The organism is Crocosphaera chwakensis CCY0110, assembly GCF_000169335.1.
Classification (GTDB): Bacteria; Cyanobacteriota; Cyanobacteriia; order Cyanobacteriales; family Microcystaceae; genus Crocosphaera; species Crocosphaera chwakensis.
This window is the reverse complement of record NZ_AAXW01000044.1, coordinates 18,036-41,494: the sequence shown is the minus strand read 5'-3', so window position 1 is coordinate 41,494 and position 23,459 is coordinate 18,036. Positions and strand designations below refer to the sequence as shown.

Genomic DNA, 23,459 nt, shown 5'->3' with positions numbered 1-23,459 from the left:
ACTGTATAGAAATGGGTGCAGCATTGTCCTATTATGCCATTTTTTCCCTGTTCCCTATCTTGTTGGTTATTTTGAGTATAACAGGTTTAATTCTTGGGCCTGACACCAATGCCTATACTCAGATTTTAGTTTTTGCGAAAAGAGGTTTACCCTTAGAAGCATATCGTATTGTGGAAAGTACCTTAGTTCAGTTAAATGAAAGTAGTTTAGGTGCAGGAATTATTGGTTTTTCTATCCTATTTATTACTGCAAGTCGTATTTTTCGAGCTTTAGGACGTGCCGTTGATAAAATATGGAAAGTTTATCATCATAATTATACTCGAAATGGCTGGATTTGGACAATTATCAATTTCATTCAAAATCAAATTATCGCCTTTTTATTAGTATTAAGTTCAACTGCTTTACTATTAGTTTCTTTGCTTTCTAATATTGCTTTAAAAGTATTTTTAAAAATTATTAAAAACGTAGAACAGGTGATTACTTGGTTCAGAGTCGATGAAGCCTTTTTATGGAATAGTTTACAACTTGGCGTTACATTTTTCCTTTTAACTTCTGTGGTTATGGTTCTCTATAAAACCCTCCCGGCAACTAAAGTTAAATGGAGTGATATTTGGATCGGCGCGTTAATTTCTGTTAGCTTATTTTCCCTCCTTCAAAGTTTAGTTAGTAATGGAGTGATTCGCATTGGTGAGCAATTTAGAGCTTACGGCATTGTTGGCGGATTTATGGTACTATTATTATGGATATTTCTCACTTGTCAAATCTTCTTTTTAGGTTGTGAATTTACCTATGTCTATACTCATTTATTCGGTAGTCGAAAAGATAAATAAACAAAAAACTTAGATAGAATCTTTGATCAAATTAGCTAATTTTTCTGCGCTATCCATAACAGCTAATTCTGAGCTTTTTTGAGACATTTCTTTGAGTTTATTGGAATTTTTAAGTAAATCTAAAACTAAATTATTTAGTTTTTTATCTGTTAATTCCTTCTGTTGATAACAATAAGCTGCCCCTGCTTTAACAAATACTTCAGCATTAAAAGATTGATGATCTTCTGCTGCAAAAGGATAAGGAATTAAGATAGCTGGAGTCTTAGTAATGGCTAATTCTGTTAAGGTTCCTGAACCAGCACGACTCACCGCTAGATTGGCTCTTTGTAATAATCCTGCCATGTTATCGAAGAAGGGTAAAGAAATATATTGAGGATGTTTAAAACTATCAGCATCAGGATCATTTTTTCCTGTTAAATGTACCACATAAGCCCCTATTTCTAACCAACTCGGAATACATTGACGCACTAATTGATTAACCGAAACTGCCCCTTGAGATCCTCCAATAACAGTAATTAAAGGCACATTAACAGGAATATTTAAGTCTAAAGGTTGGGGAGTATAAAACTGCGATCGCACAGGGGTACTGACCCAAATAGTTGAAGTATTGGGTAAATATTTTTTAGTTCCTTCAAATCCTAAAGCTACTGTAGTACAGAAGCGACTCAATAATTTAGTTACCTTACCAGGAATATAATTAGATTCGTGAAGAATTGCAGGGATACCTGATAATTTGGCAGCTAAAATAGCGGGACTAGCAATATATCCTCCAGTGGTAAAAACTACATCAATTTTTTCTTGCTCAATCAGTTTTTTGACTTCAAAAACCGAACTAACTAACCCTAATAAAATTTGTAGCCTTTTAATAGGAGAACGAGTCTGAAATCCTTCAACTGATATAGGATGAAAGGAATAGCGATCGCCGATTAAAGTCTGTTCTAAACGGTCGGGAGTTCCTAACCATTGAATCTCATAATCTGGTAGTTTTTCAGCTACTCCCAAAGCAGGAAAAACATGACCCCCAGTCCCACTTGCTGCGATTAATAAACGTGCCATAAAAACAAAATATTCGTTACAATAAAGCGAAAATCCTGTATGGTTAATCAGAATAGTTCACAAAAGGTAGACGAATGATGTATCGCCGTTGGTTCCTCTCAATTGTAATTGGTTTGGGTATAAGCTTAGGAAATTATTTAAGCCTACGGGCAGAAAGTCCTGACACTGCACCAGTTGAATTAAAAGCCTTGATCACTCAGATAGATGCTGCAGCCAATCGACAAGATATGGAACGAATTCGCTCATTGTACAGTGAGCAATATGTAACAGCGGACGGATTGATGTTCGATGAATTTACCCAAGGGTTACAACAACTGTGGGAACAATATCCTAATTTAAACTACACAACAGAGCTTTTATCCTGGGAACAAAAAGCTACTGGTTGGGTAGCTGAAACTTTAACCACCGTAACAGGAAATAGGGAAGAAAGTGGTCGCAATATTCAACTAGAAGCCAAAATTAAATCCCGTCAAACTTTTCAAGGGGATAAACTTGTTCGCCAAGAAATTTTAAGTGAAGAAACTAAATTAACTTCTGGGGAAGAACCGCCAGAAGTGACGGTAAATATACCAGAAACGGTAAAAGTTGGGGAAAGCTTTGATTTTGATGTAATTGTTAATGAACCCTTAAGTGATGAGTTATTAGCTGGAATGGCTAGTACGGAAGACGTTAAAAGCGATCGCTACTTAGATCCGTCTACTATGCAGTTAGAATTATTACAATCTGGGGGATTATTTAAACGAGTTCCTGCTGCTGAAACCCCGAAAATCGTTGGCTTTCTGCTATTTTAGTTCGTAGTGGTGGTATTACTGTGGTTACTCATCGTGTCCGAATTGTTGAGTAAATTAATATCTTCACTGTTTTAGTTGTTATGAGTGAGGGCAAAAATTTTTTTGTAGCGTGCTATGAGGTACAAGCATGATTTATGAGTTCATGTTAGCAGTTGTACCATAATCTCATTTAACCTCACTGCATATTTTCATGTATTTGTCAAGCAATAAGTAATTGTATTTAGCCTTATTTTAGTACAAATGCTCAAAATAATTAGGAAAAATGGCACTTTCTTAGCTGATGAAGAGAGTAATATAACGAAACGATGAAGGTTAGAGAGACGATTTTAAAAATTAGACATACTGGCTACAGATTTTTAATCTTGTTCATCATACCATAAAGACTTGACTTCGTTACTTATTGCAAATAATTATCATATTTTGTCAAGAGCAGTGAAATTTTAGTCTTTTGTATTTTAAAAGTAAATCAAATCAATAATAATAAAAACTTATGAAATTAGACAAATTATCATTGTTTCAGCAAAATAGTTCACTTGTCTCTTCCATATTTAGTGTGTTGTGCTTAAGATTATAGATCCAAACACTATACATAGAGCATGGTCAGTTATAAGGGTGAGTCACCTTAAACCCTTTATTGCCTTGTGTTATGGAGTTTGTTGGAATTCAATTGTCGGGAGAATAGAGCATGAACCATCGAGAAGAATGGTTAAATAGTGGCGTTGATGAGCAACTCATAAAATTAAATGTAACAACCTTAGAAGGAATGTCCCCTTCAGAGCATTTATTGTATTCTGATGAGCTTCCCCGACGAAACGATGGCAGACTCAGTAACCATATTTTAAAACGTTATGAACACACAGAACAAGGGGGGTGGTGGTGTTCAGGGGTGGATGTGATCACAGGAGATCAAGACCTATGGGGATGTTTTAAACCCAAGCAACCACGACTGAGTTATGACCAGAGAAAGTTAATTAAATATGAACATCCACCCCAAACCCCTACAGGCATCTTTGCCTTAAGAGTCCCATTGCATCTTTGGGCTAGTATAGCGCAACAGTATGACATTGAGTTTACTCCAGACATAGCTGATCAGAGGCAACCCGATGGAGGATTTTGGCAATGGGTGATGGATCATCCTTCGATTCCCCTTTGTATTACAGAAGGAGCCAAAAAAGCAGGGGCTTTGTTAAGTGCGGGATATGTTGCGATCGCTCTTCCTGGGATTAACAATGGCTATCGTACCCCCAAAGATGAACAAGGAAATCGTATCGGTAAATCTTATTTAATTCCTCAGTTAAATAAGTTAACCAATGGTGGACGAGAAATTTATATTACTTTTGATCAAGATAGTCAACCCAAGACCATCAAAGCGGTTAATCATGCCATTAGAAAGTTAGGTTATTTATTAAATCAAACTGGATGCACAGTTAAAGTTATTCATTGGGACTGTGAACAAGGAAAAGGCGTTGATGATCTTTTCATTAATTATGGCAAAAAAGCCTTTGATGACTGTTATCAAAAAGCTTTACCTCTGGAGATATGGAAAGCTAGAGAATTTACCCAGTTAACCTATGAAGCAAGTTTGGAAGTTAATAATCGTTATCTTCCTAGTTTAGCGATTCCTGATACAGCTAAATTAGTGGGGATAAAATCTGGTATTGGAACAGGTAAAACTGAGTCTTTAGCTAAAGTGGTTCAAGAAGCGATCGCTAATCGTCAAAAAGTTTTAGTTATCGGTCATCGTATTAAATTAGTCGAACAATTATGTCAACGGTTTGGACTCCCTTATATTACAGAAATCAATGGCTATCCTCGTCAGAAATGCTTAGGTTATGGCTTATGTATTGATTCTCTCCACGAAAAATCTCAAGCTAAATTTAATCCCCATGACTGGCAAAATGCTGTCGTTATTATTGATGAAATTGAACAAGTTATTTGGCATGGTTTAAATTCCGAAACTTGTACAAACAACCGCGTTTCTATATTGAGATGTTTTAAACAGCTAATACAAGTAGTTTTAGAAACAAGAGGCAGGATTTTTGTTGCTGATGCAGACTTAAGTGATGTTTCTTTAGATTACTTAATAGCTTTATCAGGAATTGATTTAAAACCATTTATTATCAAAAATTACTGGAAATCTACTCAAAACGAAAAATGGCAAGCTCATAACTATCCAGAAACAACTCCCAAACGTTTTATTAAAGATTTAGTCGAGTATATCCGTCAAGGAGGTAAACCATTTATCTGTTTATCTGCTCAAAAGCTAACTAGCAAATGGGGAACTCAAACATTAGAATCCTATCTAAAAAAACAATTTCCCGATGCTAAGATTTTACGAATTGATTCCCAATCATTAACCAATCCTAATCATGATGCTTATCAGTGTATAACTCAACTTAATAAGATATTAATTAATTATGATATTGTTTTAAGTAGTCCTGCCATTGAAACAGGGGTTAGTATTGATATAAAAGGTCACTTTACTTCTGTTTGGTGTCTAGCTCAAGGGATACAAACTCCCACATCTGTCGTTCAATCTTTAGGACGAATAAGAGATAATATACCTCGTTATCTTTGGTTAGCTTCCTATGGGTTTAATAAAGTAGGTAACGGTTCAACTTCTATTCCTAAGTTATTAACATCAGGTCATCGTTTAACGAACTTAAATATTAGATTTTTACAGCAAGCTGATTTAGAATCTTTAGATGATTTAGATACAGGTTTTCAAGCCGAATCTTTATTATGTTGGGGAAAAATATCTGTGCGAATTAATGCACAAATGATTCATTATAGAGAGAGCATTCTTAGTGCTATTAAAGGAGAAAATCATAAAATAAATTTACCCAACAACAACAATAATAATACAAAAAAAACAAAAAAAAACAAAAAAAAATTCTCTAAAAATGCAAATGAACTAGCAGAAACTATTGAAGAAGTCAGACAAAGCAATTATCAGTTAGACTGTAAAAAAATCGCTCAATCTCAAGATTTAAGTGATGAAGAATATCAAATAATCAAAAAATCTTTAGTAAAAACAACTAAAGAACGTAGAAAACTAAGAAAATATGATTTACAACGTCGTTATTGTATTCCAGTTACCCCTCAGTTAGTTGCCTTAGATAATGAAGGTTGGTATCAAAAACTTAGACTACATTACTTCTTAACTATAGGACGAAATTATTTAGCCGATAGAGATACCATAGTAGCAAAAAAACTAATTGAACAAGGACAAGGTAGTATCTTTTTACCTGATTTTAATAGCCGTCAATTTGGTGCTATTGTCGGAACAATGGAAGTTTTAGGAATTAATATTCTCTTAAAAGATATTAATCGTAAGTTAATCAATATCGATTCTGATCTTATAATAATGGCAGATTTAGCCATTAATAATCGACAAGATATTAAAACAATTATGGGAATTGGGATTGCTAAAAACGCTAGTCCTATCACAATTATTAGACGATTTTTGGACAAACTAGGGTATGGTTTAAACTGTTGTGGAACAAAAATAATCAATAAAAAAAGGTTTCGATTGTATCAAGTTGTGACCCCCAATGATAACCGAGAAACAGTGTTTCAACAATGGCTATTAAAAGATCAAAAGTCCCCAGGAACCTCCGAACCTTGGTTTGAAGCTTATCAATTGCCAAAATCTCAAAATAAAGACACACAAGATTATAGTAAACATATACAGTTGAGTCTAGATTTTTCGGGAATAAACTACGAGGATAAAAAAAAGACTGATCACTAATAACTGAATACCTAACTTGACAGCTATATAACTGTCTGTACCTGCGAAGACATTAATAATAAAAAGTTTTATAGTGTAACTACAATGACCTTGTGTATTACTTATCTCTTTTTGAGATGATTTTGTTGCGTTTTGCCTAGCCTAATTTATGAATATTTCTACCATTAAGAGCGATCAAGTCAAATCTCGTATTTCTCCTTGGTTAATCCGTATCACTTATCCTTTGGGATCATGGCTCGTACTACCATTATATTTTGGTCGAATTAAAATAACAGGACAAGAAAACATCCCTGATACTGGCCCGGTGATCATTGCCCCTACCCATCGTTCCCGTTGGGATGCGTTAATCATACCCTATGCCGTGGGAAGAATGGTTAGTGGTAGAGATGTTCGGTTTATGGTTACCTCAAGTGAAATGGAAGGAATACAAGGGTGGTTTATTCGCCGTTTAGGAGGGTTTCCTGTGGATGTAAAACGGCCAGGACCCAGCAGTTTAGAGCATAGTATAGAAGTGCTTAAACAAGGAGAAATGCTCGTTATTTTTCCAGAGGGCGGAATTTTCCGAGATACCGAAGTTCATCCCCTCAAACGAGGTGTGGCCCGCATCGCCCTAGACGTAGAATCTCAACAACCCGGTTGCGGTATGAAAATTTTACCCATAGGGATTGAATACAGTCAGCCTTTTCCCAGTTGGGGAACCGATGTTACGGTTAATATTGGTTCTCCCCTTGATGTCGCTACTTATGACACTACTAAAATGAAACGTAGTTCCGAAAAGCTAACTATTGATTTAGAATCTGATTTAAAACAAGTATTTCACCATCAATCTGAGGCAATAGTTTTTCAAAGCTAAAATAAATTATTAGTTTCTTTTTTTATTTGTGATTCGAGAAGTAGCTCTTTTGTGATTGATTTTGAGGCGATCGCAGTTTAATATTTTGCAGTAAACAGTTTTTTGAACTGAATCTTTACTTAGTCAATTATCTAGTCATTATTGATGTAACCCTATAGAATATTTAGCTTGATTTCAACTTAAGTTAATAGGTGACGGAAATTAAACCATAGACTATACTTGGTGATACTATATAAAAATGATTTTTTGGAAGGTTCTCCAAGGCCATGGAAATTTTTGAAAAACTAGGGAAACCTAGCTATTTGCTTTTAGGTATCATAGCAGCTATTACCGCTCTTCACTTTACCCTCTTAGAACAAGAAGGGAATCAAAACCTAATCAGTGTTAGTCTTTTGATTTGGTTAACGGCTGCTTCTTTATTATGGGATAAATACCAAGCAAAAAACCTTGATCTAAAAAGTAATTTACCATCAACTATATTGGGAATTATTTTGATTGTGCTTGCTTTACTAAGAAGCATCTCTACATCAGGTTATCATTTCTTTCTTTGTCCTTTTATGTTCGCTATTGGTTTAGTCTTACTCACCGCCAGTTTGAAAGGTTTTCAGTTTTATAGACAAGAACTTTATATCTTCAGTCTGTTCTTATTATATCCAGCCATCATGCGTTTTTTGGGAATGATCAATATGGAAAAATGGACTGCTATATTTTCTACTTTTATGTTATATATCCTAGGATTTCAACCCTATCGAGAAGGAGTTTCTATTATTTTACCTACTGGAAGGGTTGAAGTATTATCTAGCTGTGCTGGCATTGATATTGTTACCCTGATGATTATTTGTTCTATTCTCTTATTTTTTATCGTTCCTTTGAAAACCAGTCAAAAAATATTGTGTCTTTTCTTAGCTCCAATTATTGGTTTTTTAGTTAACTGTATTCGTATTGGTTTATTGACATTTTTTGTTTCTCAGTCTGCTGATGAAGCTTTTGAATATTGGCATGGAGAAGATGGGAGTCTAGCTTTTGCTATGATATCAGTTATTTTATTTGGTTTATTTTGCTGGTTTTCCTATATTCGTCCTCTTACTTTAGAAACTCAAGATTAAGTTAACTATTAAAATATTTCAAATCAAGAAAATATGAATGTATTACAAACCCACTGGCAAACAACTAGAGTCAGTCTCTTAGGATTTTTACTCTTAGGACTTTTAGGCGTTCTCACTTATAAAATTGTTGTCCCAGAAAAAACTGAACAAAGTAATGATAATACTGAAACTGTAACGATTCCTGATACCGTTCTCCTGTCTAATTGGAACTTAATTGACACTCAACCTCTACAATCAATGAAAACGGAGGATGAAGTAAAACCAATTTTAGGGAAAGTTTATGAATATACAAACGACCAAGAAAGTCTAACAGCAGAAATTCGTTACGCACAGTATAGCGGGAGTTTTAATCACTTTTTGATCAAAGACATGGGTATGCCAGCAGCTACTATTAATCCTGACATCTACTATAAAAAAGGTGTGGGACATTATGCTTTATTTGAACACGAAAATACAACCTATTTAGGGTCTTGTATTAATGCTAAAGGAGAGGCAACTGTAACCCTAGATCAGTATAATAGAAATCGCTATTTGCGGGGTTGGGGACTTACTAGAACTTTTTTATGGTTAATTGGAGAACAAGATTTAGTTGAATATCGTTGTTTATGGAGTATCATGTCTATACCTGATTCATCAGAATTAGACTTTACTATTAACATAGATCCCAATAATAAAGAATTAAATGAAGTTGAGGAAAAGCTAGAAACAGCTTGGTTAGATTGGTATTCCTGGTGGAAAAATAACTTTCCCGATTATTAATTACCTAACTCCACAGTATCATTGAGTTTTGATAAAACATTTTCAACTAAGTTTGAGGATGTAGTATCAAACCACTCAATTTCTGGATAAGCACGAAACCAAGTTAGTTGACGTTTAGCAAACTGTCGGGTATGTAAAATAATTTCTGTTTCTGCTTCGGATAAAGATAATTTTCCTTGCAGATAGTTGATGATTTCTGCATATCCTAATGTCTTTAATAAAGGTAATTCCCAACCATATCTTTTAACTAACTTTTCCACTTCCTCAATCAATCCCATTTCGAGCATTTTTTTCGTTCTTTTTTCAATTCTTTTTTTTAATTCTTCGGTAGAACAATCTAAACCAATTTGCACAATAGGATAAGTCGGTGGATTTTCTCCCTGCTGTTGAGAAATGGGGATTCCAGTCACATAAAATACCTCTAAAGCACGAAGAGTTCTAACTTGATCATTGGGATGAATTTTTTGACTTCCTATAGTATCAACTTGCTGTAATATTTGATAACATTGTTGTTGTCCTAAGGCTTCTAACTGTAATCTTAACCTCGGTTGTGGCGCAACCCTTGGAATTTTTAATCCTTTGACAATAGATTTAATATAAAGTCCTGTTCCTCCGACTAAAAGAGGAAGTTTTGTTAGATTTTTGTCAATTAAACTCTGTACTTTCTCTTGATATTCTGCTAAAGTTAATGTTTCGGTTGGTTCACAAATATCAATCAAATAATGAGGAATTAACTCTTGTTCTGCTTGCGTTGCTTTTGCTGTTCCAATATTAAATTCTCGATAAACTTGACGAGAATCTGCACTAATAATTATAGAATTAATAGATTTAGCAATTTCTAAAGCTAAGGCCGTTTTTCCTGTTGCGGTTGCTCCACAAATCACAATTAAGCCTTTTGACATAATGAAAAATATTCGCGTTCTTATCTCATTATAACAAAATTTCAACTAAATATTAAAATATATGACGAATTTTAACGCCAGACTTGAAGTTTATAGACTTGATGATTTATAGTCATAATACTATCTTGAAGTTTTGAGCAATTTTTATTGGAAAATAACCCCAATCAATAACTCAAGAAAATACTGTTTTATTTTAGACATCAACAAGGATAAAATAGAGAAGGGATAGAAGTCCTCACAATAATGAGTTCTCCTTGAATTTTCTTTTTTCCGCTGTTAAAACGTTCCCTATTTTAAACAATCAAGAAATATTAAAGTTTATTAATACAATGAATATTAAGGTATTGATAATTGCTTAAAGTTAAGGGTATTGTTAGACTTGACCCTTAATTTATAATAGTTAAACCCTTTTTATTTATTAATAATCTTTAATGTCTCAATAAGATGAGAACTGCTATCAAACAAATTATGGAGGGTAAGACAAACCAAAATCTTATCCTATGTAATTTCTTCTCAGAGTTTGAATCCTTTTTAGGTTAACCTATGAAATCTTATGGCAGTTTTTATGATCTTACTTACTGGTAAAGTCGGAAAAATTATCACTACCCTTATTTTAGTTATTTTACTAATAACAGGAGGGGTAGGTTATTTTGCTTGGTACAATTTTAAACGAGAAGTTCCTATTGTTTATAAATCAGCAGAAGATCACTTTAAATATGGTTCTATTAATTCCGGGGGCGTTCCTTTTTTTATTTGGGAAGTGTTACCTGAGCTTTTTGCTAAACATTTACCCGGACCCGGCGGTTATAAATCTCTCGGATTTATCTGGGAAGAAGGCAAAGAAATGCCGGTAGGGGTTTCCAAAAGCATTGTCGGGTTTCCCCGTCAGGGATCAACTTGCGCCCTTTGTCACAGTACAACCTATCGTAAAACTCCTGAAGATGCCCCCACCTTAGTCTTAGGGGCCCCGACGCAAACATTTGACTCTATCGCTAATATTCGGTTTTTAGCAGCCTGTGGCAATGATCCAAAATTTACTCCCGACAATATCATACCAGCTATTGAAGCCAAACATCAGTTATCTTGGTCAGATAAACTTCTGTATCGTTACGTTATTATTCCCGACACTCAAAAAAAGTTAATGGGTTTGGGATTAGGATTTGCTTGGACCAAGAGCCGTCCAGATCCAGGTCCTGGGCGAATCCCTTCGTTTAACCCTGTAAAATTTATTAACTTTAGGCTACCCCTCGATGACACCATTGATAATGTAGATGATCCTGCGATATGGAACGAAAGAAAACACAAAGGATTTGACTATCATTGGGATGGATTAGAAACCAGTCTGACTGAAACCGTTATTATGGGTGCTTTAGCAGCAGGAACCAAACCTGATAACGTACCCCTAGAAAACCTACAAAGGGTTGAAGACTTCATTCGTTTAATTCCTCCCCCTGATTATCCTTTTGACATCGATCCCGTTTTAGTAAGTCAAGGAAAACCTATTTTTGATAATAACTGTGCCTCTTGTCATGCTTTTGGGGGCGATCGCACAGGAACCATCATTCCTGTTGAAGAGGTGGGAACCGATGACCATCGCATTGAAATGTGGACTCAAGCAGCAGTTGATAAGTATCTGGCGGTAGGAGATGGACAGGAATGGGATTTCACCCAAGTACACAAAAGAGACGGTTACGTCGCCGTTGCTTTAGATGGTATTTGGTTAAGGGCCCCTTATTTACATAATGGTTCAGTTCCCTCTCTTAAGGAGCTTTTAGAAGTCCCAAGTGATCGCACTCCTGTTTTTTATCGAGGTTACGATGTTTACGATCAGGATCAAGTCGGCTTTATTTCCGAAGGACCCCAAGCCCAAAAAGAAGGATTTGAATACGATACCCATCTCCCAGGTAACAGTAATCAAGGCCATTTATATGGAACCGAGTTATCCACTGAGGATAAACAAGCTCTAGTAGAGTATCTCAAAACCCTTTAACAATTATCAGTGATCAGTGACCAGTAATCAGTTACTGATCACTACACGAAGGGTGAAATTACTGTTATTTAAAAATTAAAATTATCGATTAAACCGTATAACCAACTAATTCTGATATATCTATTTTGAATAAATATTAAGATTATATATTTTTTAAGTTTAGTTGGGGAATTCTAAAGTTAACCAGAGGAAGTTAAAAGTCCTCGTTGATCTCGTCATCATTACTGAGAAATTCCTATGTTAGCAACATCTTCCTATCACAATATTGATAACAATAATTTTCCTCAAGTTGAACCTGTCACAGAGTCAAACAAAGAAGATAATGAGATCACTTCTGAGTTAGGAGATGATTTGTTTGAATTAGAATTACAAAACATAGACTTTACAGAAACAGATACCTCAACTCATCGAGTCACAACAGATTTAGTCCGTTTATATCTTCAAGATATTGGTCGGGTTCCCTTATTAAAAAAAGAAGAAGAAGTCAGTAAATCTAAACAGGTTCAACGTTATGTTGAATTATTAGATATCAGAAATCAAGCAGCAGAAGCAAATGAGCCACTCATGAAGCAATTTGTCGATATCCATCGCATTCATGACCAGTTAATGGCTTATTTAGGTCATCGTCCCTCTTGGGAAAAATGGGCAAAAGCTAGTGAAGTATCAGTGTTTGAATTAAAAGAAATATTAGCCCAAGGAAAACAACAATGGGCAACTGAGGCGAATATTGATGTCAAGGAATTAGATGAAATTCAAAAATCAGGAATCCGCGCTAAAGACGAAATGATTAAAGCTAATTTACGTCTTGTGGTTTCTGTAGCTAAAAAATATCAACATAGAGGATTAGAATTATTAGATTTGATCCAAGAAGGAACCCTCGGACTAGAAAAAGCCGTTGAAAAATTTGATCCCATTAAAGGATATCGTTTTTCTACTTATGCTTATTGGTGGATTCGTCAAGGAATAACTAGAGCGATCGCTACCCAAAGTCGAATCATCCGTCTTCCTGTTCACATTACAGAAAAACTTAATAAAATCAAACAAGTTCAACGTAAAATTTCCCAAGCAAAAGGACGTAGTGCAACCCTCGAAGAAATTGGCAAAGAACTAAATATGTCATCGACACAAGTTCGAGACGTGTTGATGAAAATTCCTCGTTCTGTTTCTTTAGAAATTAAAGTTGGTAAAGAAAAAGATACAGAATTAGTGGATTTATTAGAATCAGAAGATATTTCCCCAGAAGAAAATTTAGCCATCGAATCTTTACGTCGAGATATCGGAATTTTATTAGAAGACTTAACGGAAAGAGAACAAGAAGTGATTAAACTACGTTATGGGTTTGAAGATGGAGTTTCTTATTCTTTGGCCGATATTGGACGGACTTTAGATTTATCCCGCGAGCGAGTTCGCCAAATTGAAGCGAAAGCCTTACAAAAATTACGCCAACCTCGACGACGGAATCAAATTCGAGATTATTTTGAAAGTTTGCCTTAATCTTAAGACTTCTGAGTTTAAAAATTAGTTGTAGTCCAGGATGACAATCTGAATTTTGCTAATATTGAGAAATATTAGTGCAATATCTCAAATGTCATCTTCTCAAGAATTTAATCCGCAAACAAAACTGAATTTTTCGACGAAGTTAGCTTATGGTATTGGAGAATTAAGTGGATCGTTACCAAGTAATATTTTAGTTTTCTTTTTTCTCTTTTTCTTGACTGATATTGCTGGTCTAAAACCTGGACTAGCTGGTATTATTGTCATGATCGGTAAAATTTGGGATGCTATTAATGATCCCTTAATTGGTTGGTTAAGCGATCGCACTCGTTCTCGTTTTGGCCGCCGTTATCCTTGGATGATTTTAGGAGCAATTCCTTTAGGGTTAAGTTGTGTTTTATTGTGGACAATTTCCCCTTCTAATAATCAAACGTTTCAGATTATTTATTATACAATTATTGCTTTAGTTTTTTATACAGCGTTTACTGCAGTTTTACTTCCTTATAGTGCTTTATCTGCTGAGTTAACTCAAGATTATAACGATCGAACCAATTTAATTAGTTTCCGTTCAGCTTTTAGTATTGGTGGTAGTATTTTTGCTTTAATTTTAGCTGAACTTATTTTTAGTTCGGTTAATAATGAACAAAAACAATATTTAATTTTGGGATTAATGGCGGGATTAATCTCTATTTTTGCTATTTTTATTAGTATTTTAGGAACCTATAAACGTTATCATCAAGTTCAAGAAGATTATCCTAATTATCGTCGCTCATCTTCATTGTCTGTCAAGGAAAAATTACGCTTAATTGTTACCAACTTTCCGTTTATTTGTGTAATGATTATTTATCTTTGTTCTTGGTTGAGCGTACAAACAATAGCAGCTATTTTACCTTATTTTGTTATTAATTGTATGGAATTAACAGAAGAACATTTTACTCGGATGGCTATTATGGTTCAAGGGACCGCTTTACTGATGATGATGGTATGGAGTCATCTTAGTCATCGTTTAGGAAAAAAGATTATTTATTTAATGGGAATTCCTTTTACGATTGTGGCAGAATTAGGATTATTCTTACTACAACCAGGACAAGTAACTTTAATGTATATAATTGCCGTTATGGCAGGAATTGGTATCGCAACGGCTTATATTGTTCCTTGGTCGATGTTACCCGACGTTGTGGATTTAGATCAATTAAAAACAGGAGAAAGACGAGAAGGGATTTTTTTTGCCCTGGTGGTTCAATTACAAAAAATTGGTATTGCTGTAGCTTTATTAATGGTAGGTAAAATACTAGATAGTGCTGGCTATATTCCTGGGAGTACAGGACAACAACCAGATACGGCTTTATGGGCAATTCGCATGATAATTGGACCCTTACCTATTACCCTATTATTTATTAGTTTTATGTTCGCTTATTTATATCCTATTACCAAAGAAATTCATCAAGACATAGTATCTAAAATTTATCAAAAAAACAATCCTGGTAGTTAACTAATAAATAATGGGTCATTGTAGGTAATAAATATTAATTATGCAACAACTGTAATAATTTCTTCTTTGAATTGTTGATTTTTGTCGAGTTTCCAACTTCTAATTTCAATAAATTTACCTTGTATTAAAGAAACGATAAGATAAGAATAAGATGACCAAGCAATTTCACGATCAAATGTTGATGGAATGGCAGGATAATCGGGGTGAGAATGATAAATACCGATAATATTTAAGTTGCGATCGCGGACTTCTTTTTGTACTTGCAATAAAGTATACGGAGCAATAGTAAAACGATTTTTTTTACTTAAAGGTTGCTCGTTAGAACTGGGGCTATTGGGTAAGTTATCACTAATCTCACTTGTCCAACTATTTTCGGTTTCTCTGACTTCTACAACTCGTTTATCGTCCCTATCAAGGTTTCCTAATAGTAAACCACAACATTCTTCAGGATAAGTTATTTGAGCGTGGCGGTGAATTTGTTGTAATTGTTGATGAGAAAAATAAATCATGCTTGTTAACATTTCGTAACAAATTACGGTTTTATTTAGGTCTGACTATTTACAATAAAAAGGAAATTTTGAGCAACCATCAGATTAATGACCACTTGTCCCCGATGTCAACAACTTGTTAATAGTCAAGCCATTGACTGTCCCCATTGTCGGACACCTCTCAAAGCATTTGGACATCCTGGAATTCCCTTATATCAAGCAACACAAACAGAATTTTTATGCGATCATTGCTTATATCATGAAGATGATAGTTGTAGTTATGATAAACGTCCGTTTGCTAGAACTTGCACCTTATACCACGATAAAACTCAACCTTTAGTGACAGAGGATATCGTTCAATTAACTCCAGGAAACCCTCTTACTGTCATTAAACGTTGGTGTTATCGTTACCGAGGGGTTTTATTCATTGTTGGATTAATTGGTATTAGTTTAGTGATCGCCTTATCTAACTAAAAGAGTAAACTATTAGGATGGACATCGACGGTTCTCGGTAGTATGGTTTCATTGTTACACCCTTCTGAAGGGGAACAATTATCTTGATAAAGAGCTAAATCAAACCAAAACGTCGTACCGATTCCAACTTCACTAATGAGATGAATTTGACTATGATGTTTATCAATAATATTTTTCACAATGGATAATCCTAACCCCGTTCCTTCTAAGGTATGAACGCGGTTTTCGACGCGAAAAAAGCGATCAAAAATAGCTGCTTGATCTTCGGCCGCAATACCAATTCCTGTGTCAGATATTTCAACTCTTACACAGGATTTATCGTTAAATTGTTTTGACTTTGTTTTAAAATGATAAGCTCGAATCATGATAATACCACCGGGGGGAGTAAATTTTAGGGCATTTCCCACCAGATTAGTCATTACTTGTAACAATAAATCATAATGTCCTAACACTAACGGTAAATTAGCTTCAACCTCTTTATTTAAAACTAATTCTTTATCCCTCGCATTGAGTTGACAAGTTCTTAAAGTTTGTTCAATCAACTGAGATAAATCTACCCCATCAAGATGATAGGTTTTAGAAGATTCTAAACGGGATAAATCTAAAACATCGTTCACTAAATGAGTGAGGCGATCGGTTTCATGATTCGCCGTTTCTAAAAATTCTTTGCGTTCTGTTTCTGTTAAATCTTCTCCAAATTCTGATAAGGTTTCGATAAAAGATTTAATATTAAATAAAGGGGTTCTTAATTCGTGAGATACATTACTAATAAACTGACTTTTGGCTTCATTTAATTCCACTTCACGGGTAATATCCTGTACCGTCATAGCGATACCTTTCAAAGTTCCTCTGTGTTGGTCAAATACCTGTGTTAACAGAACTCGAACAATTCTGGATGTGGGTTGACTGAGACTAATACGATATTCCCCTGGATTGATTTTTTGTTGTATGGATGTTGTTTCTGTGGTTTTTTCTGGTTCTGTCTCAGGGGACTCCGTCGCATTTTGCTGTACCATTTGTTCTAGAGGAGTTTGTAATTGAGCAGTTAACTCTTCAGGTAAAAGTTCAAGAATGTTTTTACCAATAACATCTTTTCCTTCCCAGATAAACATCCGTCTTGCTGTAGGATTAACTAATAATAAATTGAGATCGGTATCTAATAAAATTGCTCCATCAACAATAGTAGACACCAAAGTATCTAATTTAGCTTTTTCGGCGGTTAATTCCTCAATATTTTGTTCTTCGTAACGTTCAAGACGTTTTGCCATTTCGTTGAAGCTAAAAATTAATTCTCCTAACTCTCCACCAAAGGGAAGGTTAATCCTTTGTTTAAAGTTTCCGGCTGCAATATTTTTTACCCCAACCAATAATTCTTTGATGGGACGAGTAATAGTCAAAGCATTAAAAACAGCCCCTAGAATAACCATAGCCCAAATTGCCACAAACACAGCGATAGTCACGTCACGGGTTAAATTAGACGAGTTTACCACCGTAGCATTAGGATTAATACCAATGGCTAAATAACCTAAGTGTTTGCCTTCGTGTTTGAGAGGAACAAAAACATCAGTGACTTCACCGTTAGGGCTTTTATGCTGTCTGACTAGGGGTAAGGTATCATGATCAGCAGGGAAGTTAGGGAGTTGTAAGCGACGTTCAATGGTCAAGGAATTTTGAACCTCGGCCGATGAATAGGGAATACCAAAGAAAATATGTCCTGTTTCGTCGGTGTAAATAATGTAGCGGACACTAGAGGTACTCTGATAAAAACGACTAGAAAAACGAGCAACATCCGTTAAATTATCCTCAGCAATGAGAGGGGCAACATTAGAGGCTAATAATAACCCCAAATCTCGACCAAAGCGCGTATCATTTAATTGTGCATCTTTTTGGATGGTATTAACGGCCCAGAAAGTTAAACCACTCATAAACAATGAGACGGCAAGGGTTGCTGCTGCCATTAACTTGGTTTGCAGGGTGAATTCTGACCACCACCGTCTGAGAATCTCTTTGATTTTGGCTAGGAGATTAAACAAGGCTAATTTACATTAAGATTTTGTAACATACAATTTATTCCCTACCATATTATATTAACTCGTCAATAGCCTAGGGATAGACTTCAAAAGCGGTGAAAAAATAAATTTTTTTTGAATGGTTGAAATTGTTAGATCCCTATGCTAATATTAATAATTGTGAGATAAATGGGTCGATGCCCGAGTGGTTAATGGGGGCGGACTGTAAATCCGCTGGCTATGCCTACGCTGGTTCAAATCCAGCTCGGCCCACCACCTAATAACACACGCCCGTGTGGCTCAGTGGTAGAGCACACCCTTGGTAAGGGTGAGGTCACGAGTTCAATCCTCGTCACGGGCTTTTGATATTCAAGTTATTCATTTCTCCAGTTTACCATTTCAAGTGGGTCTCGTCCTGCTGTAGTAATTTTGAACTGTTTTCCGTTAGCATCGGTAAAGATAAATAAACAAAAACTTACACCGGTTTCGGAACAAGCGTTGACTTCAGGATAATCTTTACAAATGTCCTGCATAAATTGACAGTCTTGGGAGTTGTTAATAATTGGAACTTGCCAACCTAATTCTAACATTTTGGTTCTAGCTTCATTGTAGGGCATTCCTTGATAAAAGGAAGGAATGGGTAAAGCCATGACTAGGTTGTATTTTAATAAGTAAAAAAAAGATACAATGAAAGTCAGAAAAAGTATTTTTTTCATTGTCCTGTAAGCTTTATTATTCTGGGTATAATAATCTTAGCATTACTCTTTATTAACCCCTCAAAAGTTAATCTAATTATTAGGAAAGTATCATGACTGAATCTGAACAATTAGCAGAAATCAAAGAATTAATTGAAAAAAATAATCGAGGTATTGAAGAAAGACTCGATCATCTTGAAGCTAAAACAGATGATATTAACTAACGGCTAAAAGAATTTGATATCCGTATTGAAACTTATCAAAAAGCATCTCAACAAGTGGTTAGTTTGGCTTTTATTTTAGTTTAATTATTGTAGCAGCTGCAACTATTTTTATTCCTTCTGTGTTTGCGAGATGAAAGGCGAAGAAAATTGATAAAAATTCTGCAAAATACTTTTACTTATCATTAAATTCTACATACTCTTCTCCTGAAGATGCTTTAATATTAATAGAGATAGTGTCTTCAATAAAGAATTTTATAGTTTCATCACCTTTACCTTCTGTTGTATCATGACTTTGTAGTTTAGCAGTCGCTTGTTCTTTCGATTTTTCAGAAGATTGATTATTTTGGTTATCATTCATAAGTCTTATTTTTCTTAAAATGAATAGCATAATGATAACATAACATTCATTTATGATTATGCCGAGAATTATCTTGATATTTTCAGAGTTTTAGGAAATAAAACACATTATCATTAAACTAGACTATTCTATAGTAATAGTTTTGTTTATATCAAAGTATATTGGATTTCGAGATTTTTTTTGCTTTCCCAATGTTACTGAACTTTCCTCTAATTCATTCTTATCTTTATCTTTGATATTCTTTTTCTCTAGTTGCTCAGGAGGTTGCTTATTTTGATGATCACTCATGATTCTGATTCTCCCAATAATCAAGACTATGATAATAATATAGCATTAATTTATGATTATGTGGAAAAGTCGATTGATATTCTTAGAGAAAATCTTAATGAAGTGACGAATAACTTAAGATTACTTGCTGCCGCTGAAGTGACATACATACACTTTTTTATAACTAATTTACCTAGCCCATCTTTTGCCGTTATGATTAGTGAAAATATGGACTCTTTACCATGTTATTCATGCTTTATTCTTAAAACTTTAGCTTATATATTTAGTATAACATCGATTACTATTTGTTTATGGAAAGGCTATAACAAAGAATCTATTCGATTAGTTATTAAGCCAGAAAATTTACTTTCATAAGCAGAAAAAGGAACAACTACACAATATAAAGAATCGATAATTATTAATATTTGGAAATATACTATTGAAGATTTAAACAAATTTTTACAGATAAGAGAAAAAGCTTTAAGACAAGCTGTTATTACATTAACATTATCTATGATATGTGCTGTGTTAGATATAATAATTCATTTTATTTTTCATGGCTAAATTATAACCATTTCAATAATATAAGTTATATTTCGTATCATATATGATTAAGGTGGGCATTGCCCACCCGACAAAGTTAAGTTAACCCTTCTCAACTTCTGCCACCATTAACAAGGTTTTCAAGACAGAATCAGGGTTTAAACTCATCGAATCAATTCCTAATTCAACTAAGAATTTAGCAAACTCTGGATAATCACTCGGTGCTTGTCCACAAATACCAATTTTACGGCCTTTTTTCTTCGCTGTTTCTATGGCTAATTTAACCATTCGTTTTACCCCTTCGTTGCGTTCATCGAACAATTGGGCAACTAAAGCAGAATCCCGATCTAACCCTAAAGTAAGCTGAGTTAAATCATTAGATCCGATAGAAAAACCGTCAAATACTTCTGCAAATTGATCCGCTAAAATGACGTTACTGGGTAACTCACACATGACATAAATTTTCAGATCATTCTCCCCTTGTTTTAGCCCATGTTTTGCCATCTCTGCAATGACTTTCTTGCCTTCTTCTGGGGTGCGACAAAACGGAATCATGGGGATAACATTAACCAAACCCATTTCATCCCGTACCATTTTTAATGCCTCACATTCTAGGGCAAATGCTTCACGATACATGGGATCATAATAACGAGAAGCACCGCGCCAACCAATCATAGGGTTATCTTCTTTGGGTTCAAATTGTTGACCCCCTAATAAGTTGGCATATTCATTGGTTTTAAAGTCAGACATCCGCACAATAACGGGTTTCGGATAAAATGAAGCAGCGATCGTTGCTACCCCTCGCGCTAATTTATCAACAAAAAATTGTGGTTTATCTTCATAGCGTTTGGTTAATTCTGCAATTTGTTCTTTAACCGCTTCATCCTCTAATTCATCGAACTTCATTAAGGCTAAAGGATGGGCTTTAATATGGTTAGCAATAATGAATTCTAAACGGGCTAACCCGACACCCTGGGCGGGAAGACTGGCTAGAGAAAAAGCTTTTTCTGGGTTACCCACATTCATTAAAATTTGCGTTTTGGTGGTGGGTAAATTATCGAGTTGGTTTTCTTCGACTTCAAAGGGCAATAACCCTTCATAAACTTTGCCTTCGTCTCCTTCTGAACAACAGATGGTGACTTCTTGACGGGTTTTTATTTTGTCCGTAGCATCTCCACAACCGACAATGGCTGGAATTCCCATTTCACGGGCTATAATGGCTGCATGGCAGGTTCTACCCCCTTGGTTGGTGACGATCGCACTAGCTTTTTTCATGATCGGTTCCCAGTCGGGATCGGTGCGGTTGGTAATGAGAACTTCCCCTGGTTTAAATTGGTCAATTTTGCTGGCTTCAAGGATCACACGGGCCTTTCCTTGACCGATCGCTGCACCCACACTGCGTCCGATGGCAATAATATTACTATGATCTTTTAAATGATAGCTTTTGAGGACATTTCCTGATTTACGAGCTTGTACGGTTTCAGGACGAGCTTGGACAATGTAGAGTTCTCCGGTGCGTCCATCTTTTGCCCATTCGATGTCCATAGGGGTATAAGTGTCCCTAACTTGGGAATAGTGATCTTCAATAATAGAAGCCCATTCCCCTAGTTTTAAAATTTCTTCGTCTGATAAACAAAATTTTTCTTGTTCTTCTCGTAAGACTTCAACATTTTTAGTCAGTTTTGATCCTCCAGTATCGTAGACCATTTTGATCGCTTTAGTGCCGATTCTTTTTTCTAAAATGGGTCGATATCCTTGTTTTAAAGTGGGTTTAAAGACGTAATATTCATCGGGGTTAACGGAACCCTGAACCACATTTTCTCCTAACCCATAGGCTGCGGTAATTAAGGCTGCATTTTTAAAGCCAGTTTCGGTATCAATAGAAAACATCACACCGGCGGAGGCTAAGTCTGATCTGACCATCTTTTGTACCCCAACGGAAAGGGCGACTTCAAAGTGATCAAATCCGTTATTTTCACGATAGGAAATAGCGCGATCAGTGAATAAAGATGCAAAGCATTTATGACAGGCTTCTAGGACTCCTTTAACACTATGAATATTGAGGTAAGTTTCTTGTTGTCCAGCAAAACTAGCGTCGGGTAAATCTTCTGCCGTGGCACTGGAACGGACCGCTACATCAAGGTTTTGGGTTTCTATTTCACATTCTTGGCGGTATTTTTCACTGAGTTGACCGCATTCGTTACTGTAGCGATCGCATAAGGTTTTATAGGCTTTTTTGATCGCTTCTTGCAACTCTTGGGGGAAGGGGGTATTCAAAATTAAAGAACGAGCTAATTGTCCTCTTTCTTGTAAATTAGCAACATCATTAACATCTAAATCTGCAAATAAATCTCTTAATCTTGACTCTAATTCGGCTGATTCTATAAAGTGACGATAGGCATAAGCTGTTGTGGCAAATCCTGTAGGAACGTTGATACCTTTAGGATTCAATTGTTGAATCATTTCCCCTAAAGATGAGTTTTTTCCCCCTACTAAACTAACATCCTTACTTCCAACTTCTTCAAACCATAAAATAAATGCTGTTTCTCTATTACTGGTTGCAGTTATTTCATTCGTCGTTGTTACCATAATCAATATTTAACCCTAATTCCTAACTCTATTTTAACGAGTTTTTATCTTTGGAGTTAGCTTGTTAAAATTTATAAAGATAATAATGTTTTACTTGACTTTTTCAGCAAACCGCACTAGCTGTCTACACAGAATTAGGATAAAGAAATAGTTATTAAATGATTAAGTAACAATGAAAATTATGATTATTATAAATCTAAGTATGACATTTGGTAGAAGACAATATCAACTCTAATTTTGTAGAGTCCTCCTTAAGATGATTATAATCAGCAAATCTTATTTTTAAAATCACTATTATTCACTCTCCGATGTAGACAAAGACGAACTATGATGAGAGGATAAAGGACGTTTCTGAGCAAGATTAAGACCTTCTTCTGATTGTTCTATAACCATTAAAGGGGTTGGTTTCGCTTTTTGGTCCCAACTAATTAACACTATTTGTCCTTGAATGGCTGGTTGCCAATTTTCATTGGTGTTCATGGGAGATAAAAAGTTTTCGATACATTCAATAATTTGACTCACAGTTGAGGCACTTGACTGAGTGGGCAATTTCATCAATCTAATAGCAATACGAAATAAAACTCCTTTATTCCACTGTCCTTCTTGGGTTTCTACTTCGTAGGTTACATCAAAACTTTCATCAATATTGCGTCCTCCTGCAATCACTCCTGCTTGTACTTTATCCGTACTAGGACGCAAAATCGCACCAATTAATTGAGTTACCTTCATCTTAATTTGATTAACGATGACATAGTGAAATACCTCTTCATCCATGCGCATCGTAAATA

General features: G+C 35.2%; 20 protein-coding genes and 2 tRNA genes. 13 read left to right on the top strand and 9 right to left on the bottom strand.

Features of this window, described 5'->3' with window-relative positions:
• Window positions 1-830, top strand: an 830-nt coding sequence (locus tag CY0110_RS20595) for a YihY/virulence factor BrkB family protein (protein ID WP_008277481.1), incomplete at its 5' end; no start/stop codon positions are given.
• Window positions 831-839: 9 nt separating this feature from the next.
• Here CY0110_RS20595 and murG read toward each other — a convergent pair.
• Entirely contained in the window at window positions 840-1,886 is a 1,047-nt protein-coding gene (gene murG, locus CY0110_RS20590) for an undecaprenyldiphospho-muramoylpentapeptide beta-N-acetylglucosaminyltransferase (RefSeq protein ID WP_008277480.1), read from the bottom strand.
• Window positions 1,887-1,960: 74 nt separating this feature from the next.
• Between murG and CY0110_RS20585 the strand changes: the two genes are divergently transcribed.
• The 5 genes from CY0110_RS20585 to CY0110_RS20565 all read left to right on the top strand — a co-directional run bounded on the left by CY0110_RS20585 (window position 1,961) and on the right by CY0110_RS20565 (window position 9,146).
• The gene (locus tag CY0110_RS20585; RefSeq protein ID WP_232285767.1) at window positions 1,961-2,677 is read left to right on the top strand and encodes a Cif family virulence factor; all 717 of its coding nucleotides are present in this window, start codon (window positions 1,961-1,963) and stop codon (window positions 2,675-2,677) included.
• Window positions 2,678-3,362: 685 nt separating this feature from the next.
• Window positions 3,363-6,428, top strand: a complete 3,066-nt coding sequence (locus tag CY0110_RS20580; protein WP_008277478.1) for a plasmid replication protein, CyRepA1 family — start codon at window positions 3,363-3,365, stop codon at window positions 6,426-6,428.
• Window positions 6,429-6,576: 148 nt separating this feature from the next.
• A complete protein-coding gene (locus CY0110_RS20575) occupies window positions 6,577-7,281 on the top strand; it encodes a lysophospholipid acyltransferase family protein (protein ID WP_008277477.1) in 705 nt (234 codons plus the stop codon).
• 266 nt (window positions 7,282-7,547) lie between these two features.
• The gene (gene crtA, locus CY0110_RS20570) at window positions 7,548-8,387 is read left to right on the top strand and encodes a cyanoexosortase A (protein ID WP_008277476.1); all 840 of its coding nucleotides are present in this window, start codon (window positions 7,548-7,550) and stop codon (window positions 8,385-8,387) included.
• A gap of 33 nt (window positions 8,388-8,420) precedes the next feature.
• Entirely contained in the window at window positions 8,421-9,146 is a 726-nt protein-coding gene (locus CY0110_RS20565; RefSeq protein WP_008277475.1) for a cyanoexosortase A system-associated protein, read from the top strand.
• Here the strand turns inward: CY0110_RS20565 and miaA are convergent.
• A complete protein-coding gene (gene miaA, locus CY0110_RS20560) occupies window positions 9,143-10,048 on the bottom strand; it encodes a tRNA (adenosine(37)-N6)-dimethylallyltransferase MiaA (protein WP_008277474.1) in 906 nt (301 codons plus the stop codon). The genes CY0110_RS20565 and miaA overlap by 4 nt on opposite strands.
• Window positions 10,049-10,613: 565 nt before the next feature.
• Between miaA and CY0110_RS20555 the strand changes: the two genes are divergently transcribed.
• The 3 genes from CY0110_RS20555 to CY0110_RS20545 all read left to right on the top strand — a co-directional run bounded on the left by CY0110_RS20555 (window position 10,614) and on the right by CY0110_RS20545 (window position 15,024).
• On the top strand, window positions 10,614-12,038 hold the full coding sequence (locus CY0110_RS20555; protein WP_232285766.1) for a c-type cytochrome: 1,425 nt from the start codon (window positions 10,614-10,616) through the stop codon (window positions 12,036-12,038).
• 237 nt (window positions 12,039-12,275) lie between these two features.
• Window positions 12,276-13,532, top strand: a complete 1,257-nt coding sequence (gene sigC / locus CY0110_RS20550) for an RNA polymerase sigma factor SigC (RefSeq protein WP_008277472.1) — start codon at window positions 12,276-12,278, stop codon at window positions 13,530-13,532.
• A 91-nt stretch (window positions 13,533-13,623) separates the two neighbouring features.
• On the top strand, window positions 13,624-15,024 hold the full coding sequence (locus tag CY0110_RS20545; protein WP_008277471.1) for an MFS transporter: 1,401 nt from the start codon (window positions 13,624-13,626) through the stop codon (window positions 15,022-15,024).
• Between the two features lie 38 nt (window positions 15,025-15,062).
• Here the strand turns inward: CY0110_RS20545 and CY0110_RS20540 are convergent, their stop codons facing one another.
• Complete coding sequence (locus tag CY0110_RS20540) at window positions 15,063-15,533, bottom strand: Mov34/MPN/PAD-1 family protein (protein ID WP_008277470.1); 471 nt, start codon at window positions 15,531-15,533, stop codon at window positions 15,063-15,065.
• 87 nt (window positions 15,534-15,620) lie between these two features.
• Here CY0110_RS20540 and CY0110_RS20535 point away from each other — a divergent pair, with 87 nt between their 5' ends.
• Entirely contained in the window at window positions 15,621-15,986 is a 366-nt protein-coding gene (locus tag CY0110_RS20535) for a hypothetical protein (protein WP_008277469.1), read from the top strand.
• Here CY0110_RS20535 and nblS read toward each other — a convergent pair.
• A complete protein-coding gene (gene nblS / locus CY0110_RS20530; protein ID WP_408605585.1) occupies window positions 15,983-17,944 on the bottom strand; it encodes a two-component system sensor histidine kinase NblS in 1,962 nt (653 codons plus the stop codon). The genes CY0110_RS20535 and nblS overlap by 4 nt on opposite strands.
• A gap of 242 nt (window positions 17,945-18,186) precedes the next feature.
• On the opposite strand from nblS, the gene CY0110_RS20525 reads away from it, so the two are divergent.
• A tRNA-Tyr gene (locus CY0110_RS20525) sits at window positions 18,187-18,271 on the top strand.
• A 13-nt stretch (window positions 18,272-18,284) separates the two neighbouring features.
• A tRNA-Thr gene (locus CY0110_RS20520) sits at window positions 18,285-18,356 on the top strand.
• A 13-nt stretch (window positions 18,357-18,369) separates the two neighbouring features.
• On the opposite strand, the gene CY0110_RS20515 is transcribed toward CY0110_RS20520, so the two are convergent.
• From CY0110_RS20515 to CY0110_RS30065, 3 genes are all read right to left on the bottom strand, one after another.
• The gene (locus tag CY0110_RS20515) at window positions 18,370-18,645 is read right to left on the bottom strand and encodes a hypothetical protein (protein WP_157464618.1); all 276 of its coding nucleotides are present in this window, start codon (window positions 18,643-18,645) and stop codon (window positions 18,370-18,372) included.
• 441 nt (window positions 18,646-19,086) lie between these two features.
• Window positions 19,087-19,272, bottom strand: coding sequence for a hypothetical protein (locus CY0110_RS20510; protein WP_008277465.1), 186 nt, complete (start codon window positions 19,270-19,272; stop codon window positions 19,087-19,089).
• Window positions 19,273-19,395: 123 nt separating this feature from the next.
• On the bottom strand, window positions 19,396-19,560 hold the full coding sequence (locus tag CY0110_RS30065; RefSeq protein ID WP_008277464.1) for a hypothetical protein: 165 nt from the start codon (window positions 19,558-19,560) through the stop codon (window positions 19,396-19,398).
• Here CY0110_RS30065 and CY0110_RS20505 point away from each other — a divergent pair.
• Window positions 19,549-19,914, top strand: a complete 366-nt coding sequence (locus CY0110_RS20505) for a hypothetical protein (protein ID WP_035800194.1) — start codon at window positions 19,549-19,551, stop codon at window positions 19,912-19,914. The two genes, CY0110_RS30065 and CY0110_RS20505, sit on opposite strands and share 12 nt — an antisense overlap.
• Window positions 19,915-20,184: 270 nt before the next feature.
• Here the strand turns inward: CY0110_RS20505 and ppsA are convergent, their stop codons facing one another.
• Window positions 20,185-22,671, bottom strand: a complete 2,487-nt coding sequence (ppsA, locus tag CY0110_RS20500) for a phosphoenolpyruvate synthase (protein WP_008277463.1) — start codon at window positions 22,669-22,671, stop codon at window positions 20,185-20,187.
• Between the two features lie 294 nt (window positions 22,672-22,965).
• The gene (locus tag CY0110_RS31055; protein WP_008277462.1) at window positions 22,966-23,451 is read right to left on the bottom strand and encodes a hypothetical protein; all 486 of its coding nucleotides are present in this window, start codon (window positions 23,449-23,451) and stop codon (window positions 22,966-22,968) included.
• Window positions 23,452-23,459 lie beyond the last annotated feature (8 nt).

What these genes read in the sequence shown, in the direction of transcription:
- murG (WP_008277480.1), bottom strand. Translation starts at nt 1,886, where the DNA reads ATGGCACGTTTATTAATCGCAGCAAGTGGGACTGGGGGTCATGTTTTT.
- CY0110_RS20585 (WP_232285767.1), top strand. Translation starts at nt 1,961, where the DNA reads ATGATGTATCGCCGTTGGTTCCTCTCAATTGTAATTGGTTTGGGTATA.
- CY0110_RS20580 (WP_008277478.1), top strand. Translation starts at nt 3,363, where the DNA reads ATGAACCATCGAGAAGAATGGTTAAATAGTGGCGTTGATGAGCAACTC.
- CY0110_RS20575 (WP_008277477.1), top strand. Translation starts at nt 6,577, where the DNA reads ATGAATATTTCTACCATTAAGAGCGATCAAGTCAAATCTCGTATTTCT.
- crtA (WP_008277476.1), top strand. Translation starts at nt 7,548, where the DNA reads ATGGAAATTTTTGAAAAACTAGGGAAACCTAGCTATTTGCTTTTAGGT.
- CY0110_RS20565 (WP_008277475.1), top strand. Translation starts at nt 8,421, where the DNA reads ATGAATGTATTACAAACCCACTGGCAAACAACTAGAGTCAGTCTCTTA.
- miaA (WP_008277474.1), bottom strand. Translation starts at nt 10,048, where the DNA reads ATGTCAAAAGGCTTAATTGTGATTTGTGGAGCAACCGCAACAGGAAAA.
- CY0110_RS20555 (WP_232285766.1), top strand. Translation starts at nt 10,614, where the DNA reads ATGATCTTACTTACTGGTAAAGTCGGAAAAATTATCACTACCCTTATT.
- sigC (WP_008277472.1), top strand. Translation starts at nt 12,276, where the DNA reads ATGTTAGCAACATCTTCCTATCACAATATTGATAACAATAATTTTCCT.
- CY0110_RS20545 (WP_008277471.1), top strand. Translation starts at nt 13,624, where the DNA reads ATGTCATCTTCTCAAGAATTTAATCCGCAAACAAAACTGAATTTTTCG.
- CY0110_RS20540 (WP_008277470.1), bottom strand. Translation starts at nt 15,533, where the DNA reads ATGATTTATTTTTCTCATCAACAATTACAACAAATTCACCGCCACGCT.
- CY0110_RS20535 (WP_008277469.1), top strand. Translation starts at nt 15,621, where the DNA reads ATGACCACTTGTCCCCGATGTCAACAACTTGTTAATAGTCAAGCCATT.
- nblS (WP_408605585.1), bottom strand. Translation starts at nt 17,944, where the DNA reads ATGGCAGCAGCAACCCTTGCCGTCTCATTGTTTATGAGTGGTTTAACT.
- CY0110_RS20515 (WP_157464618.1), bottom strand. Translation starts at nt 18,645, where the DNA reads ATGGCTTTACCCATTCCTTCCTTTTATCAAGGAATGCCCTACAATGAA.
- CY0110_RS20510 (WP_008277465.1), bottom strand. Translation starts at nt 19,272, where the DNA reads ATGAATGATAACCAAAATAATCAATCTTCTGAAAAATCGAAAGAACAA.
- CY0110_RS20505 (WP_035800194.1), top strand. Translation starts at nt 19,549, where the DNA reads ATGATCACTCATGATTCTGATTCTCCCAATAATCAAGACTATGATAAT.
- CY0110_RS30065 (WP_008277464.1), bottom strand. Translation starts at nt 19,560, where the DNA reads ATGAGTGATCATCAAAATAAGCAACCTCCTGAGCAACTAGAGAAAAAG.
- ppsA (WP_008277463.1), bottom strand. Translation starts at nt 22,671, where the DNA reads ATGGTAACAACGACGAATGAAATAACTGCAACCAGTAATAGAGAAACA.
- CY0110_RS31055 (WP_008277462.1), bottom strand. Translation starts at nt 23,451, where the DNA reads ATGCGCATGGATGAAGAGGTATTTCACTATGTCATCGTTAATCAAATT.